Annotated in this window: 13 protein-coding genes and 2 tRNA genes; 8 read left to right on the forward strand and 7 right to left on the reverse strand. The window is 71.5% G+C overall.

Annotation, left to right across the window (positions count from 1 at the left end):
* Window positions 1–316 precede the first annotated feature (316 nt).
* From VQ03_RS18035 to VQ03_RS18050, 4 genes are all read right to left on the reverse strand, one after another.
* Window positions 317–1,048 (reverse strand): 2OG-Fe(II) oxygenase, encoded by a 732-nt coding sequence (locus tag VQ03_RS18035; RefSeq protein WP_048452274.1) that lies wholly within the window; start codon window positions 1,046–1,048, stop codon window positions 317–319.
* Complete coding sequence (locus tag VQ03_RS35305) at window positions 1,045–2,133, reverse strand: MGMT family protein (protein ID WP_425350076.1); 1,089 nt, start codon at window positions 2,131–2,133, stop codon at window positions 1,045–1,047. Before VQ03_RS35305 ends, VQ03_RS18035 begins: the two co-directional genes overlap by 4 nt.
* A gap of 112 nt (window positions 2,134–2,245) precedes the next feature.
* The gene (locus tag VQ03_RS18045; RefSeq protein WP_245292119.1) at window positions 2,246–2,626 is read right to left on the reverse strand and encodes a DUF3617 domain-containing protein; all 381 of its coding nucleotides are present in this window, start codon (window positions 2,624–2,626) and stop codon (window positions 2,246–2,248) included.
* A gap of 693 nt (window positions 2,627–3,319) precedes the next feature.
* Window positions 3,320–5,038 (reverse strand): histidine kinase famiy protein, encoded by a 1,719-nt coding sequence (locus VQ03_RS18050; RefSeq protein WP_083468078.1) that lies wholly within the window; start codon window positions 5,036–5,038, stop codon window positions 3,320–3,322.
* A 229-nt stretch (window positions 5,039–5,267) separates the two neighbouring features.
* Between VQ03_RS18050 and VQ03_RS18055 the strand changes: the two genes are divergently transcribed.
* From VQ03_RS18055 to VQ03_RS18075, 5 genes are all read left to right on the forward strand, one after another.
* A tRNA-Pro gene (locus VQ03_RS18055) sits at window positions 5,268–5,344 on the forward strand.
* A gap of 88 nt (window positions 5,345–5,432) precedes the next feature.
* Window positions 5,433–5,509, forward strand: a tRNA-Pro gene (locus VQ03_RS18060).
* 324 nt (window positions 5,510–5,833) lie between these two features.
* Window positions 5,834–6,325 carry a Ros/MucR family transcriptional regulator gene (locus tag VQ03_RS18065; protein WP_048452275.1) on the forward strand — a complete coding sequence of 164 codons (492 nt, stop codon included), beginning with the start codon at window positions 5,834–5,836 and terminating at the stop codon, window positions 6,323–6,325.
* A 77-nt stretch (window positions 6,326–6,402) separates the two neighbouring features.
* Window positions 6,403–7,233 carry a class I SAM-dependent methyltransferase gene (locus VQ03_RS18070; RefSeq protein ID WP_048452276.1) on the forward strand — a complete coding sequence of 277 codons (831 nt, stop codon included), beginning with the start codon at window positions 6,403–6,405 and terminating at the stop codon, window positions 7,231–7,233.
* A gap of 368 nt (window positions 7,234–7,601) precedes the next feature.
* Window positions 7,602–9,641: a M23 family metallopeptidase gene (locus VQ03_RS18075; protein ID WP_048452291.1), complete on the forward strand. Its 2,040-nt coding sequence runs from the start codon at window positions 7,602–7,604 to the stop codon at window positions 9,639–9,641.
* 258 nt (window positions 9,642–9,899) lie between these two features.
* On the opposite strand, the gene VQ03_RS18080 is transcribed toward VQ03_RS18075, so the two are convergent.
* Both VQ03_RS18080 and gluQRS read right to left on the reverse strand, forming a co-directional pair.
* The gene (locus VQ03_RS18080) at window positions 9,900–10,568 is read right to left on the reverse strand and encodes a DJ-1/PfpI family protein (protein WP_048452277.1); all 669 of its coding nucleotides are present in this window, start codon (window positions 10,566–10,568) and stop codon (window positions 9,900–9,902) included.
* A gap of 31 nt (window positions 10,569–10,599) precedes the next feature.
* Window positions 10,600–11,469 (reverse strand): tRNA glutamyl-Q(34) synthetase GluQRS, encoded by an 870-nt coding sequence (gene gluQRS / locus VQ03_RS18085; protein WP_048452278.1) that lies wholly within the window; start codon window positions 11,467–11,469, stop codon window positions 10,600–10,602.
* A 6-nt stretch (window positions 11,470–11,475) separates the two neighbouring features.
* On the opposite strand from gluQRS, the gene VQ03_RS18090 reads away from it, so the two are divergent.
* Together VQ03_RS18090 and VQ03_RS18095 are read left to right on the forward strand one after the other, a co-directional pair.
* Window positions 11,476–12,177, forward strand: coding sequence for a DNA-3-methyladenine glycosylase family protein (locus VQ03_RS18090; RefSeq protein ID WP_083468079.1), 702 nt, complete (start codon window positions 11,476–11,478; stop codon window positions 12,175–12,177).
* Window positions 12,178–12,311: 134 nt separating this feature from the next.
* Window positions 12,312–12,992: an alpha/beta hydrolase gene (locus VQ03_RS18095; RefSeq protein ID WP_048452279.1), complete on the forward strand. Its 681-nt coding sequence runs from the start codon at window positions 12,312–12,314 to the stop codon at window positions 12,990–12,992.
* Here VQ03_RS18095 and VQ03_RS18100 read toward each other — a convergent pair.
* A complete protein-coding gene (locus VQ03_RS18100) occupies window positions 12,989–13,771 on the reverse strand; it encodes an HpcH/HpaI aldolase family protein (RefSeq protein ID WP_048452293.1) in 783 nt (260 codons plus the stop codon). The genes VQ03_RS18095 and VQ03_RS18100 overlap by 4 nt on opposite strands.
* 369 nt (window positions 13,772–14,140) lie before the next feature.
* On the opposite strand from VQ03_RS18100, the gene purC reads away from it, so the two are divergent.
* On the forward strand, window positions 14,141–14,935 hold the full coding sequence (gene purC, locus VQ03_RS18105; RefSeq protein WP_063928401.1) for a phosphoribosylaminoimidazolesuccinocarboxamide synthase: 795 nt from the start codon (window positions 14,141–14,143) through the stop codon (window positions 14,933–14,935).
* Window positions 14,936–15,153 lie beyond the last annotated feature (218 nt).

Here is a 15,153-nt window from a genome sequence, read left to right on the forward strand (position 1 = left end):
GCAGGACATGTTCGCAGCTGGGTTCGAACTACTCGAGGTGAAGCAGGCCGGCTCGTGGAAGACGCCGGCGATGCCGGCGCGCTCCAGCGAGCGTCTGTGAGCCCAGCGTGGCGCCGATCGCAAGCTTGCCACAATACAGGATAGAGCATAAATCGAGCAGCCCGCAATCAGCGGGTCCGCCAACCAATCTGCCGCAACCCGAGAGCTTGCATAGGTCGATGACCAAAAACCGGGCCAGCCGCAGATGCCCAAAAAACTTGCGTTTGGCGCGGATCAGTTTGCAGCGTCAGGGCATGAGGGCTCGTCCTGTTGTCGTCTACTTGGCGTCGTGAAAGATGATGCCGGTGGTGAAGCGCTCGCCCGAGCGCACCCGGCTGACTCCATGGCGCAGGTTCACCCGGTAGGTACCGCGGGTCCCCTGCACCGGCCGGGTATGGACGGCGAAGACCACGCCCTCGCCCTGGCGGAGGGTGACCACCTCGGCCCGGGACTGCATGCGCGGGCGCTGCTCGGTCAGCACGAATTCGCCGCCCGTGAACTCGCGTCCGGGTTCGGACAGCAGGATTGCGACCTGAAGCGGGAAGACGTGCTCCCCGTAAAGGTCCTGGTGCAGGCAGTTGTAGTCGCCGGGCCCATACCTCAGCAGCAGGGGCGTCGGTCGTCCCTGGCCGGCCGCGTGGCAGCGTTCCAGGAAAGCCTCGTGCCCCGCGGGATAGCGCACGTCGACGCTCATCGCCGCGTTCCAGCGGTTGGCCAGCGGCACGAGGCGTTCGTAGAGCGCCGGCCGCAACCGAGCGACCGGATCGGGCAAGGGGTGGGCATAGTATTTGTACTCCCCCTTCCCGAAGCCGTGCCGGGCCATGACGATCCGGCTGCGGAAGCGGGCGTCGTCATCGTAGAGGCCGCGCAGGGCTGAGCACTCCGCCTCGTCGAGGAGCGGGCCCGTGGCGGCGCAGCCGACCGCGTCGAGCTCCGCCTCGATGCGAGGCCAGTCGAGACCGTCTACGATGTGAGGCTCGGCCGCGGGCCGTGCGGTCGCCGCGCTCATCGGGCCGCCCCCTCGCGGGCCAGCAGGTCGCGCTTGCGTTCGACGCCCCGGCGATAACCCGACGGCGATCCGTCCGAGCGGACCACCCGGTCGCCCTTGCGATAGGCAGTCGGGGTCATGCCGGCACCTTTCCGGAACACGCGATGGAAGTGGAACGCGCTCATGCCGGCGACCTCGGCGAGGCGCTCCGGCGCCGGCATCGTCTCGGCCGCCTCGATCAGGCGGCAGGCGCGGGCGACGGCCTCGGCCTGTCGCTCGGCCAGGGCGGGCTCGTTCGGACGGCAGCGCTTGCACGGGCGGAAGCCGGCCGGCTTGGTGTCCGCGCAGGTCGCGTGGACGCCGACGGTCTCGGGCCGGGCTGGTCGGGCCGCGCAGCTCGGCCGGCAATACACGCCCGTGGTCCGGACCGAGTGGACGAAGCTGCCGTCGGCCCGGGCGTCGCGGGTCCTCAGCGCCGTCCACTGGACGGCGTCGTCGGCCGGGGGGCGCGACGGGCGCCTGCGGGCGGGCGCGTTCGGCGAGTGACATCGCGGCATCTCCTTGCGTTGTCGGCTGCGGCACCGCTCGGCGCCACCTCGTGAGGACATCTTTGCGACGCCTCCGCCGCGCCCGCATCCCGCTCCTTGCTCCGGTATCGTTTTTGCCGTTTTCTGGATTGTCGATGGTCGCGGTGGCAGCGCCGCGATCCGGTCGGCGTCGTGCGCCCGAAGGTGCAGCACGGCATAGGACCTCCAGGGCCGCCATGACGCCGAGCGCACCTCAAGGGCTTTGGCGGTCGGGCGACCCACTTCGTCCTCCAGGGCGCGCAGCAGGCCGATGTCACCGGTCGGCAGGGCGTCCGCCTCGCGCAAGGCTCGCATGGCGATGGAGTGGGCCGTCTCCCAGGTTCCCGCGGAGACGACCGTGTCCGGATCGATGTGGACCGGTCCGGTGCGGCTCTCCTCCGCCGCGACCCGCATGCGGTGGAGGTGGGCGGCGGAATGCACGCGCAGAATCGCGGCCTCGACGTCCTCCCGCATCGGCGCCCCCTCGCGACGTAAGGCGGCGAAGCCCGGTCCGGCGAGCGCGTCGTCGACCGCCCGCATCCGGGCCGGCCGCTCCGGGTTGCCCGGACCGGCCTCGTGACCCGCGTCGGACCGGCCGCGAGGGCGAGGGCGGCGAACCCGCGCCGGGTCGGGCGGACCGGGTCGGGACCGCTCACGGGGCCGGGGTCTTGCCGGCGTCGCAGGCCCCGGTGCGCCGGCCCGCCTGGACCTCGGTCATGGTCATGTTCTTGCCGCCCATCTGCATGGCGATGCGGCCGCGGAAGGAGGCCGGCGCCAGCACGTAGCGCGCGCTGGCACGCGCCGAGTTCTTGCCTTCGCAGGCGATGTCGAAGGTGAGCTCGCCCCCGTCCTGGCGGACGTTGGAGACCGGGCACCGGCTCAGGGGGTTGTTCTCGCTGAGCACCGCGATGCCGTGGTTGTTGCCGTTCGCCTCCGAGGTGAGGCAGAGCCGGACCACCTTCTTGCCGGTCATGTCCTCCAGGTGCGGCAGTTCGAGCTTCACCTCGACCTCGTAGCTGCCGCTCTCCAGCATGACAGGCTCCGCCGCATACGCCGGCGGCATGAGCAACGCCGCCAGGCAGCAGCCAACTCGGATCGACAGCATCGGGCACCTCTTATTTCGGGGCATCGCAGCACGGCCTGGATGAGGCCGCATCCCGGTTCTTGCTCTCGTATCCGGCGCCGTGGGCGGCGCGCGACCTTACGAGTTCGAGCGCAAGAGCCGAGGTGCGGCGACCGCAGCTTCTCTCGAAGGCACCGATCCGAACGCCGCCGACCTGGCATCACCACCGCCCGCCGCCAGGCCGTTGCGACGACCACCTGAATCAACCGGGGCAGCCTCATGCTGGTGGCCCGGCTCATCGACTGCGCCTCGATCGTGCCGACCGCCTCGACCCGGCGCCCGGTGGTGAACTTGCCCGGCGTGGCGAGGTCCTTGGGCGCGTCCGCCGGCAGCGGCGCGACGCTGTCGGCCGGCAGCACGGCGTGGCCGGCGAGCGTGGCGGGAAAGGATTGGGGCGCGGGCGAGGCCTGGGGGCTTGGGGAACTTGGGAGGTTTGGGCCAGGGCGGCGGAAGCGCCCGACAGGAGGAGCGAGAGGGCGAGGACGGAACGGCGCGGCATCCTCGCGTGGAAGGGCACGGCCCTTCTGGCGCATCACCCATGTCGGCGAAGTGACGACATGCCCTGTCGCCTCATCCGCGCGGAGACGAGCCCCCGCGGAATCCTCAGCCGTGATGCGGCTCGCCCGGGGCCGGCATGGCCCTCGCGCCGCGGTCGAGGGCGGCGCGGATCCGATCGGCGAGCTCGGCCTTGCGGTAGGGCTTGCCGAGCACGTCCATGGTCGGGGTCGCGGGTCCCTCCGCCACCAGGTCCTCGTTGTAGCCGGTGGTCAGCAGCACCGGCAGGTCCGGCCGCATCCTCTGGGCCCGCTCCGCCAGGATCAGGCCGTTGATGCTGCCCGGCATCACGATGTCGGAGAACAGCAGGTCGATCCGCCCCCCGCGCTCCAGGATGTCGAGGGCCTCCTCGCCGTCGCGGGCGGAGAGCACCTGGTAGCCCAGGCTCTCGAGGTATTCGCGGGCGAGCGCCCGCACGTCGTCGCTGTCCTCGACCACCAGCACGGTCTCGTCGCCGCGCCGCAGCACCGCCTTCCGCTCGGCCGGCTCCTCCTCGGCAGCGGGGTCGATCCCGGCGGGGAACAGCATCGTGATGATCGTCCCGCCCCCGGAGCCGCCCGTGTGCGGCCGGCTCTCGATCTCCAGCCGGCCGCGGGATTGCTGCACGAAACCGTGCGCCATGGCGAGGCCGAGGCCGGTGCCCTTGCCGGGGCCCTTGGTCGAGAAGAACGGCTCGGTCGCCCGCGCGGCGACGTGGGGCGCCATTCCCTCCCCTTCGTCGCGCACCCGCAGGGCCACGTAGTCGCCGGGCGGCAGGCCGCGGGCCTTGCCGTTGCCGTTGAGATGGACCGAGGCGGTCGAGATCGTCACCGTGCCGCCCGCCGGCATCGCGTCGCGGGCGTTGATGAGCACGTTGAGGAGCGCCATCTCGAGATTGGTGCGGTCGAGGGTGACCGCCGGCAGCCGCGGCGTCAGGTCGAGGCGCACCGAGACACTGCTGCCGAGCGTGCTCTCCGCCACCTCGGCGAGGTTGAGCACCAGGGCGTTGAGGTTGAGCGGGCGCGGCTCCAGCCGCGCCTTGCGGGCGAAGGACAGGAGCTGCTTCGTCAGCTTCGCTCCCCGCTCCGCCGCGCCGGCCGCGTTGGCGAGTTGGCGCTGCGCCCGCTCGCCGGTGACGGAACCGCGGGCCAGTTCGAGGTTGCCGGAGACGACCTGGAGCAGGTTGTTGAAGTCGTGGGCGAGGCCGGCGGTGAGCTGGCCGATCGCCTCCATCTTCTGGGCCTGGCGGAAGGCCTGCTCCGAGACCCGGCGCCGCGTCACGTCGAGCTGCGAGGCGAAGAAGTAGACGATCTCCCCGGCCTCGTCGAAGACCGGGCCGATGAAGATGCCGTTCCAGAACGGCGATCCGTCGCGCTTGTAGTTGAGGATCTCGGTGGCGATCGCCCGCCGCTCCGCGACCGCCTCGCGCAGCTCGGCCACGGTCTCGCGGCTGGTCTCGGGCCCCTGCAGGAAGCGGCAGTTGCGGCCGACCAGCTCGGCTTGCGTGTAGCCGGTGAGGTCCTGGAACGCCCGGTTGGCGAAGACGATCGGGTTGTCGGGCTGCCGCGGATCGGTCAGGATCATCGGCATCCGGGTCATCTCGATCGCCGCGTAGAACACGCTGCCGCGGTCGTCGAGACCGGGCTCGCGGATCGTCGCGGATTTCAGATGCGCCAAGGACGGCGCCTGCGCGGAGTGGCTGGCTCCCGGCTCCGGCGCCCCGGCCTGATCGTCCTCGCTCACGCCGCCATCCGGCACGCCATCCGCCACCCCGCCGGTGTCGACCATCTTCGTGGCGCGACAATGGGGGCCGGGAGGAGATCGCGCAAGGCCTTCCCCTGCGCGCGTCGTTTGGTCGGAGGGCTCAGGCTCTCCCCATGCCGCTCTCTCCCCATGCCGCTCGCCGCATGCCGATCGAGAAATGCCGGCTCAAGAAACTCGGCCATCGCACACGAACGGCCTTGCGGCCCCCGGAAGCCCTCGCTATAAGCCCGGTCGTCGGCCACGGCCGGCCGTTCGGAGTGTAGCGCAGTCTGGTAGCGCACCACGTTCGGGACGTGGGGGTCGCAGGTTCAAATCCTGCCACTCCGACCAGCGCTCTCACGAGCCTGTGTCTTCCCGAGACTACAAAACATCTGCCCGGGATGTTTTGACAAGATGATACCCGTGCCTTCGGGCGCGTCGGAGTGTAGCGCAGTCTGGTAGCGCACCACGTTCGGGACGTGGGGGTCGCAGGTTCAAATCCTGCCACTCCGACCATTCATTCCGCCGGCCGCGCGGATCCTCCCTCCTCTTCATCCCCAGACCGTCCACAGATGCCGGCGACGCCGCGCGTCCGGTCCCGCGCGCGGTCGACCGCCCCTTGCGCGGAGGCCGCGCGCCGCAGAGGCGCCGCCATCCCCGGGGCGCCCCCTACATCGAAGAGCGTAGCCCGTTTCATAAACATAAGTTAGTCGCCGTTCATCGTGGTTGACTGATGAACAGCGGTTACGTCCACAGGATTAACCTCCGTGAACGCTCAGTCTGTTTGACGTTCGATCGTGGTCATGCATTCTTTATCACGAATGCAGACGGGGTAGGGCGATGAATGTCGAGGAGAACGGCTCTGGTGACCGCGTCGTCGATCTTTGCGCCGCGATCATCACGGCCTACGTGTCCAACAATGCGGTGCCGCCGAATGAGTTGCCGCCGATGATCGGGGCCGTACACTCGACCTTGACTCAGCTGATGGCGCCGCCCGCGCCCGAGGCGCCGAAACCCGAGCCGCCGATCCCGATCCGCCGCACGGTCACGCCCGACCACATCATCAGCCTCGAGGACGGCAAGCCCTACAAGACGCTCAAGCGCCACCTCGCCGGCCGCGGCCTCACGCCGGAGCAGTATCGCGAGAAATGGGGACTGCCGCGCGACTACCCGATGGTCGCGGCCAACTACGCCTCGCAGCGTTCCGAACTCGCCAAGAACAGCGGCCTCGGCCGGCGCCGCCTGCGCGGCGCCGAGGGGAATGACGGCGCACCGGCGAGCGCCGCTCCCGCCGCGCGGCGCGGACGGCCCCGGGGCAGCAAGGCGACCTGAGGCACCCCGTCCGGCTTGTCCCGGGCGTCGCCGCGGCGGTACCGTCATGCGACGCCCATGGGACGAGAGATCCGCCGATGCCGGAGCCGGCCACCCAGACCGAGTACTGGAACAGCGATGTCGGCGAACGCTGGGTCACCATGCAGGCCGAGCTGGACCGGGTGTTCGCGCCCCTGACCGCCGCCCTGCTCGACGCCGCCTCACTCCGGTCCGGCGAGCGGATGCTCGATATCGGCTGCGGCTGCGGCGAGACCGCGCTCCTGGCGGCCGAGCGGCTCGGAGCCGGCGGCGCGGTGACGGCTTTGGACGTGTCGCGGCCGATGCTGGCCCGGGCTCGCGCCCGGCCGGCGACCGGCGCGCCGATCACCTGGATCGAGGCCGACGCCCAGATCCACGCCTTCGCGCCGGGGCACGATCTGGCGCTGTCGCGGTTCGGGGTGATGTTCTTCGAGGAATCCCGCGCGGCCTTCGCCAACATCCGGCAGGCCCTGCGGCCGGGCGGCCGCCTCGTCGTCCTGTGCTGGCGCGCGCTCACCGAGAACGAGTGGGTGAGCCTGCCGCGCGACGCGGTGCTGGGCGTGGTGCCGGCGCCCGAACCGCCGCCTCCGGGCGGTCCGGGACCGTTCCGGTTCGCCGATGGCGCCGCGCTGGCCGAACTCCTGGCGCAGGCCGGCTTCACGGGTGCCGCGGTCGCGCCCGTCGATCGGGCGATCGCGATCGGCGACGACATCGGGGCGGCGACGCGCTTTGCCGTGACCGTCGGTCCCGTGGCCGGGCTGCTGCGCGAACTCGACGATCCGGCCTTGCGCGAGCGGGCCGTGGCGGCGGTGCGGGCGGCGATGCCGGCGGAGGGACCGGTGCGTCTCGGCGCGGCCTGCTGGCTCGCGACGGCGTTCAACCCGGGCTGACCGGGATGGCCGCGCAGATTCCTTCGTCCGGCCGCCGACCCGTCGCGCCGAGATCGATATGGCCGAGATCGATATGGCGCGGCGTCAGAAAGAAGTTTCGGAGCGCGCCGGCGGAACCGTAGGGCATGCCGGGATGAGGGAAAACCGCCGCGGGCCGCGCGCGCCTCAATCCTGACATCCTGGCGCCGGAGAGACGGGTGACGCTCCGGCCCGATCTGCCCCCTGGGGATGCGGGCCCCGCCCGCCGTTGATTTCCATGCGTGAGCCACGCATGGTCGCGGCAGCGCGGAGCGCTCCCTGCCCCTGCCGCAACGGCGCGCCACAGGCGCCGGCCACGGCACCGGAACGAGACGGCCAAAGGAGTGACGGTGAAGCGCGCGCGGCTCGACCCTGTCGGATCCCAGCAGGCGCCCCGCGGCCGGCCCGCCGATCCGGGCCGCGAGCCGCCGCTCGACCTCTCGGGCACCGCCTCGCCGCGTTCCGACCGCCGCGACGTCAACCTGCGCTGGCTCACCGCCTGCGTGCTCACCGGCATGACCGGTGCCGCGCTGATCGGCTCGGCGATCTGGGTCTCGCTCCAGGGCGAGATCACCTTCGCGGAGCTGCCCCAGGCGGTGGCGGTGGCGCCGCGCCCGGTCGCCAGCGAGGGCGGCACCAACCTCGCCCGCAAGGGCGACCGCCTGGTGCGCAACCCGATGGTGGCGCTCGCCAAGCAGAGCTTCAAGGCACCTGTGACCCTCCGGGCGGGCGAGCGCGAGATCATCAAGGTCCGGCCCTTCGTGCGGATCGCCACCGCGCTCTCGACCACGGCCGGGATGGCGGCGACCGACATCCCGCCCTTCGACCCGATGCGCTTCTTCACCGATCCGGGCACCGACCGCGCGCCGGAGGCCCAGGCGGCGGCCGACATGCCGGATGCCGAGGTCTCGGTGGTCAAGCGCGACCTCGGCGACGTCGCGGTGCCGTCCGGCTCCCCCGCCCTCTCGGACGAGGACGTGGCGGCGCAGATCGAGGAGGAGCGGCGGCTGGCCGCCGAGGCCGGGCGGCGCGCCGCCCTTCCCATCGCCCCCCAGCTGATGCTCTCGCGCACCCTGCGCAGCATGGCGGCCCTGCCGGGCCTCGACGGCGGCGGTGATTTCGGCGGCAGCTCCGGCCCGTTCAAGTCGATCGAGGTCCGGGTGATGCGCGAGAACGTGACCGATCTCGCCAAGATCGAGCGCGAGCGCGACGCGCCCCTGGTCGAGGAGCGCGACGTCGCGATCAAGCGCGGCGAGACCCTGGAGGGCGTGCTCAAGGCCAATGGCGGCCTCGACGAGCAGATCCGCCCGATCCTCGCGGCCCTCGGCACCAGAGTGCGGGCCGGCGCGGTCGGCGAGGGCCAGCAGATGCGGCTCCAGATCGGCCCCGGTCCCCGGACCGGCGACCCGCGCCAGCTCACCCGGGTGATCCTCTACGGCGAGTCCGGCGTCGAGGCGATCGCCGCGATGAACGACCGCGGCGCCTTCGTGTCGGTGGCCCCGCCGGTGCCGGAGGGCGCGGTCCAGAAACCCGCCCCGAAGCCGGAGGCGGAGGACGACGAGGAGGGCACGGGGGCCCGCCTCTATGCCAGCCTCTACGAGACCGCCGCGCGCCACGACCTGCCGCGCTCCACGGTCGAGGACCTGGTGCGGATCTTCGGCTACGACGTCGATTTCCAGCGCCGCGTCGCCACCGGCGACGGCATCGAGCTGTTCTACACCTACGACGAGGAATCCGGCGGCTCGGCCGAGCGGCCCGACATCCTCTTCGCGGCGCTCAATCTCGGCGGCGAATCGCGGCGGATCTACCGCTTCCAGTCGCCCGACGACGGCGGCGTCGACTATCTCGACGAGGCCGGCCGCTCGCTCAAGAAGTTCCTGCTGCGCAAGCCGGTGGCCGACGGCAACATGAGCTCCGGCTTCGGCTATCGCCGCCACCCGGTGCTCGGCTACGCCAAGCTCCATACCGGCGTCGACTGGTCGATCCGCATCGGCACCCCGATCTTCGCCGCCGGCAACGGCACGATCATCAAGGCGGAGTGGGATTCAGGGTACGGCCGCCGGGTCGAGATCCAGCACGCCAACGGCTACGTCACCACCTACAACCACATGTCGCGGTTCGGCCGCGGCGTCAGCGCCGGCGCCAAGGCGCGCCAGGGCCAGATCATCGGCTATGTCGGCTCGACCGGCCTCTCGACCGGCGCGCACCTGCACTACGAGGTGATCATCAACGGCCACTTCGTCGACCCGATGAAGATCCGGGTGCCCCGCGGCCGCGAGCTGGACGGCCGGCTCCTGGCCGAGTTCCGGCGCCAGCGCGACCAGATCGACGGCCTGATCCAGAAATCGGGCGCACCGACCACCCTGGCGCAGCGCGAGGCGATGCGCTGAGGCCGCCTGACGCGAGTTCTGGTTTCCTCCGACAGTCCTGCCATCCGGCGCGAACATCCCAGGTTCCCGGCTGCGCCGGGCCGCGGGATGATGCGGAGGGTGGCAGGACCGTGGGCTACGCGAGCCCTGATACCGAAGGTCGTTGAAAACGACCTTCGGTTCCGTTCTCGAATTTCCGCCAAGCCTTTGGCTTGAAATCGAAAATTCGAGATGGTTCAACGGCCTGACGCGTCAGCATCTTAGGCCGTTGGCATGACGTCACGTGATCCGCCCGACGATCGCCTCCCGCGCCGCCCGCGAGCCGCCGAGCCGCTTCTTTGCCCGCTCGACCACCGCCACCGGGGCCTCGGCCGGGGTGCCGGATCCGAAAGGCGGGGCCGGCGCGTATTCGAGCGCCAGTTGAACCGTCTCGGCCTCCTCGCGGCCGAGCAGTTCGGCCACCACGGCGAGCCCGAAATCGATCCCCGAGGTCACGCCCCCGGCGGTGATCAGGTTGCCGTCGCGCACGACCCGGTCCTGCACCGGCACAGCGCCGAAGCGGGCGAGGAAATCGTGCGCGTACCAGTGCGTCGTCGCGCGCCGGCCCTGCAGCAGCCCGGCCGCCCCGAGCACCAGCGCGCCCGTACAGACCGAGGTGAGATAGCGGACCTCCTTCGCCCGCGCCCGCACGAAATCCAGGGTCTCCTCGTCCTCCATGAGCGGGTTCACCCCGGCGCCGCCGGGGATGCAGAGCACGTCGAGGGGTGGGCAGGTGTCGAAGGTCGCGGTCGGCACGAAGGGGATACCCGTCGCCGAGCGCACCGGCTCGCCGTCCTTCCAGATCAGATGGACCGCGCTGTCCGGCACCGAGGCGAAGACCTCGTAGGGCCCGGTGAGGTCGAGTTGCTGGACCTGCGGAAAGACGAGGAGTCCGAAGCTGAGCGACACAGAGAGTCCTCCGGTTTCGCGGCAGGATTCCCTACGGCGGGGTGGGGTGCAAGGGCTGTCGGGCCTCTCCTTCGTCCATGCCGAAGCCCAGCCGCGCCCGCAGCTCCGCCGCGCTCGCGCCCCGCTCCCGCAACGCGGCCAGCGCCTCCGAGCGCAGGCTCTTCGACAGCTTGTCCCCCGCCGCGTCCCGGATCAGCCCGTGATGGTGGTAGCGCGGGGTCGGCAGGCCGAGGAGGCGCTGGAGCAGGACGTGGAGGTCGGTGGCGGCTTCGAGGTCCTGGCCGCGGACCACGTGGGTGATGCCCTGCGCGGCATCGTCGAGGACCACGGCGAGGTGATAGCTCGTCGGCACGTCCTTGCGGCCGAGCACCGCGTCGCCCCACCGGGCCGGATCGGCGGTGCAGACCCGCCCGGGCTCGCCCGGCGCGAAGGCCGAGTAGGTGAAGGGCCCCGGGCAGACTTCCAGCGCCCGCGCCATGTCGAGGCGCCAGGCATGGGGGGTGTCCGGCAGCGGCCTGCCCCGGCAGGTGCCGGGATAGAGCGGCGCCCCGTCCGGGTCGCGGGCTTCGCCGGCCGCCGCGAGGATCTCCCGGCGGGTGCAGGTGCAGGGATAGATCAGGCCCCGCTGCCGCAGGCCGTCGAGGGCGGCGCGGTAGGTGGACATCCGGGCCGACTGGCGCCAGACCGGCTCCGGGAAGGTCAGGCCGAGCCAGGCGAGGTCGGCGACCAGCGCGTCGGTCAGCTCCGGCCGGCAACGGGCCGGGTCGATGTCCTCGATGCGCAGCAGCAAGTCTCCGCGCAGCGCCCGCGCGACCTCCGCGTTGAGGAGGGCCGAGTAGGCGTGGCCGAGATGGAGGCGCCCGTTCGGGCTCGGGGCGAAGCGCAGGCGGGGAGACGACACGGCAGGATGCGGACGCGGACGATTCCTCAAGCCATAAGCCTGCCGGCCACCGGCGTCACCGGCCCGCTGCTCGACTCCGAGGCCGCGTTGCAGGAGGGTTTGGCGGCCCTGACGGTCCTCGACCCGGTGATGGGGCGGCTGGTGGCCGAGGGCGCGGTGCCGCCCCTGCGCAAGCGCCCGCCGGGCTTCGAGGGCCTCGCCGGCATCGTGGTGTCGCAGCAGATCTCGACCGCGAGCGCCGCGGCGATCTGGGGCCGGCTGGCCGCCGCCCTGCCGGACCTCACCGCCGAGGCCTTGGCGGCAGCGCCGGACGACCGGTTGCGCGGGGCCGGCCTGTCGGCGCCGAAGATCCGCACCCTGCGGGCGGCGGCCCAGGCGGTCATCGACGGCGCCCTGCCCCTCGCCGCCCTGCACGCCCTGCCGGCGGACGAGGCCCACCGCCGGATGGTGGCGGTCCACGGCATCGGGCCCTGGACCGCCGACGTCTACCTGCTGTTCTGCCTCGGCCACCCGGACGCCTTCCCGGCCGGCGACCTCGCCCTGCAGGAGGCGGCGCGCCTCGCCGACGGGCTGGAGACCCGGCCGAGCGCCGCCGCCCTCACGGCGCGGGCCGAGGCCTGGCGGCCGTGGCGCGGGGTCGCCGCCAAGGTGCTATGGGCCTATTACCGGGTCGCCAAAGCGCGCGACGGCGCGCCTCTCACCCCTTGAGCCGGCGCGACGGCGCGCCCCTCACCCCTTGAGCCGGCGCGACGGCGCGCTCTTGCCCCTTGAGCCGGCGCGGCGCGTCTCTTGCCCCCTTGAGCCCGCGCCGCTTCCTTTTCGATGCCACGGAGCCCGACCCGATGCCGATCCTCACCGGCCCGCGCCTGATGCCCCGCTCCGGCGCCAGGCCGCGCCAGCTCGTCGTCCTGCTGCACGGCTTCGGTGCCGACGGCAACGACCTGATCGACCTCGCGCAGGAATGGCAGCCGCTCCTGCCCGACGCCGCCTTCGTGGCGCCGCACGCGCCCGAGCCGTGCATCCAGGGCTTCGGGCGGCAATGGTTCTCCCTCACCTTCCGCGACCCCCACGAGCGCTGGCGCGGCGTGAACCGGGCCGGCCCGGCGCTCGACGCCTTCCTGGATGCGGAGCTCGAGGCTTTGGGATTGGGGGCCCACCAGCTCGCCCTCGTCGGGTTCAGCCAGGGCTGCATGATGGCCCTGCACGTCTCCTTACGCCGCCCGGCCCCGGTCGCGGCCGTGGTCGGGCTGTCCGGCATGCTGGTGCTGGAGGAAGGCAAGGGGCCGGAGAGCCTGAAACCGGCCGTCGCGGCGGTGCCGCCGGTCCTGCTCGCCCACGGCGACCAGGACGAGGTGATCCCGGTCGACGCGCTGTTCCTCTCGGCGGAAGCGCTCGCCGCGGCGGACGTGCCGGCGGAGTGGCACCTCTCCGCCGGGATCGGCCACGGCATCGACGACGGCGCCCTCCACCATGCGGGGCAGTTCCTCGCCGCCGGTTTCGCCCGGGCGGCGCGGAGGGGTTAGCCTCGCGCCTCCTTCAGGGCAGCCGCGGCGCCCGCCCGCAGCAGGGCGGAATCGCCCGACAGCGCGATCAGGTCGAAGCCCTCGGCGATCAGCTCGCGGGTGCGCGGGCCGGAGAGGGAGTAGATCCCGATCCGCTTGCCCGCCGCGCGGGTGCGCGCCATGGCGTGCTTGAGCGCGTCGCGCACGGCGGCGCCGTCGGGGTCGAGGCCGGCGCCGTTCGAAAGGGCGATCGACAGGTCGGAGGGGCCGATGAAGATGCCGTCGATCCCGTCCACCGCCAGGATGTCGTCGAGGGCGGCTAATGCCTCCTTGGTCTCGATCATCGCCAGCGTCTGGCAGAAGCCGTTGGCCTCGCGCAGGTAGGCCTCGGGGGACAAGCCCGACAGCATCAGGGCGGGGGCCGGCCCCCAGCTGCGCTCGCCGAGCGGCGGGTACTTGGCGAGCGCGGCGAAGCGCCTCGCATCCTCCACGGTGTTGACCATCGGGGCGATGATCCCGGAGATGCCGGCATCGAGCAGGCGCGAGACGGTCGAGAACCCGCCGACCGGCACCCGCGCCAGGGTCGGCTTGCCGCGGGCCGCCACGAGGGCGACGGTGCGGTTGATGCTGTCGAAATCGTGGGCGCCGTGCTGCATGTCGAGCGTCACGGTGTCGAACGCCTCGGCGGCGAGCAGCCCGGCGACCGCGGGCTCGGGAATCCCGCACCAGGCCGTGATCAGCGGCTTGCCCTCGCGAAACCGCGCCGCCAGGGCGGCCACCGCACCGCCGCGTTCCGCCATCGCCCGTTCCGCCATCGTGGTCCCTCCCGGATCGGCCGCGCGTTCGCCGCGGCTCGTCCGGCGAGCTTAGGTCAGCCCGGAGGTCGCCGTCGAGGCGGCAACGCCAGCGCCCGCGACATGCCGCCCCCTCCCGCCACGCTTGCATCCTCGCCCCCTCATGCGCATATCGACGCGACCAACGACCGCAATTCACCGCAGCGGCGTCCGGGCGCCCCCGGGCGTTCCGGCTAACGCGTTGTGCTGCCTTCGCGGTTCGGCTAATTTGCCATCGGCCGCCGGGACGCCCGGAGCGACGCGTCCCCCGGCCCGACCTTCTCCTCAGAGGTCGCCGCGCCGCGGGTCCCACACGTCGTCAGGAGCCTCGGCCCCATGGACTTCCTCAAACCACGGTACACGCCTATGAACCGCCGCCGTCGCATCTACGAGGGCAAGGCGAAGGTCCTCTATGAGGGTCCCGAGCCCGGCACGCTCATCCAGCATTTCAAGGACGACGCGACCGCCTTCAACGCCAAGAAGCATGAGGTGATCGACGGCAAGGGCGTGCTGAACAACCGGATCTCCGAGTTCGTCTTCCAGCACCTCAACGACATCGGCGTGCCGACGCACTTCATCCGCCGGCTGAACATGCGCGAGCAGCTGATCCGCGAGGTCGAGATCATCCCGCTCGAGGTGGTGGTGCGCAACGTGGCGGCCGGCTCGCTGGCGACGCGGCTGGGCCTGGAGGAAGGCACCCAGCTCCCGCGCTCGATCATCGAGTTCTACTACAAGAACGACCAGCTCAACGACCCGATGGTGTCGGAGGAGCACATCACCGCCTTCGGCTGGGCGACGCCGCAGGAGATCGACGACATCATGGCGCTGGCCATCCGGGTCAACGACTTCATGTCGGGCCTCTTCCTCGGCGTCGGCATCCGCCTCGTCGACTTCAAGATGGAGACCGGCCGGCTCTGGGAAGGCGACATGATGCGCATCGTCGTCGCCGACGAGATCTCCCCGGATTCCTGCCGCCTCTGGGACATCAAGAGCCAGGACAAGCTCGACAAGGACCGCTTCCGCAAGGACCTCGGCGGCCTGATCGAGGCCTATACCGAGGTGGCTCGCCGCCTCGGCATCCTGGGCGAGAACGAGAAGGTGCAGACCGGCGGGCCGCGCCTGGTGCAGTGACACGCGCCGGCGTCAGGCCGGATCGGGATGATGGGCGGGGCCGCTTCCGGGAGGAGGCGGCCCCGTCGTCGTTTCGAAGGTCAGGTTCGTAACATCAAAGGTATTTCAGGATGGAGCGCGTCACCCTCACCTCTAACCCCTCTCCGGCCGTCTCTTTTACCCATCTTACGCTGCCGACGAAAAGAGAGGGTGGTAATTTAGAGGTGCGGCGTTGACTA

This window comes from Methylobacterium tarhaniae (genome assembly GCF_001043955.1).
GTDB lineage: Bacteria > Pseudomonadota > Alphaproteobacteria > Rhizobiales > Beijerinckiaceae > Methylobacterium > Methylobacterium tarhaniae.

What these genes read in the sequence shown, in the direction of transcription:
- VQ03_RS18100 (WP_048452293.1), bottom strand. Translation starts at nt 13,771, where the DNA reads ATGGCGGAACGCGGCGGTGCGGTGGCCGCCCTGGCGGCGCGGTTTCGC.
- VQ03_RS18045 (WP_245292119.1), bottom strand. Translation starts at nt 2,626, where the DNA reads ATGCTGGAGAGCGGCAGCTACGAGGTCGAGGTGAAGCTCGAACTGCCG.
- VQ03_RS18090 (WP_083468079.1), top strand. Translation starts at nt 11,476, where the DNA reads ATGCGGACGCGGACGATTCCTCAAGCCATAAGCCTGCCGGCCACCGGC.
- purC (WP_063928401.1), top strand. Translation starts at nt 14,141, where the DNA reads ATGGACTTCCTCAAACCACGGTACACGCCTATGAACCGCCGCCGTCGC.
- VQ03_RS18050 (WP_083468078.1), bottom strand. Translation starts at nt 5,038, where the DNA reads ATGGTCGACACCGGCGGGGTGGCGGATGGCGTGCCGGATGGCGGCGTG.
- VQ03_RS18095 (WP_048452279.1), top strand. Translation starts at nt 12,312, where the DNA reads ATGCCGATCCTCACCGGCCCGCGCCTGATGCCCCGCTCCGGCGCCAGG.
- VQ03_RS18070 (WP_048452276.1), top strand. Translation starts at nt 6,403, where the DNA reads ATGCCGGAGCCGGCCACCCAGACCGAGTACTGGAACAGCGATGTCGGC.
- VQ03_RS18035 (WP_048452274.1), bottom strand. Translation starts at nt 1,048, where the DNA reads ATGAGCGCGGCGACCGCACGGCCCGCGGCCGAGCCTCACATCGTAGAC.
- VQ03_RS18065 (WP_048452275.1), top strand. Translation starts at nt 5,834, where the DNA reads ATGAATGTCGAGGAGAACGGCTCTGGTGACCGCGTCGTCGATCTTTGC.
- VQ03_RS35305 (WP_425350076.1), bottom strand. Translation starts at nt 2,133, where the DNA reads ATGCGGGCGGTCGACGACGCGCTCGCCGGACCGGGCTTCGCCGCCTTA.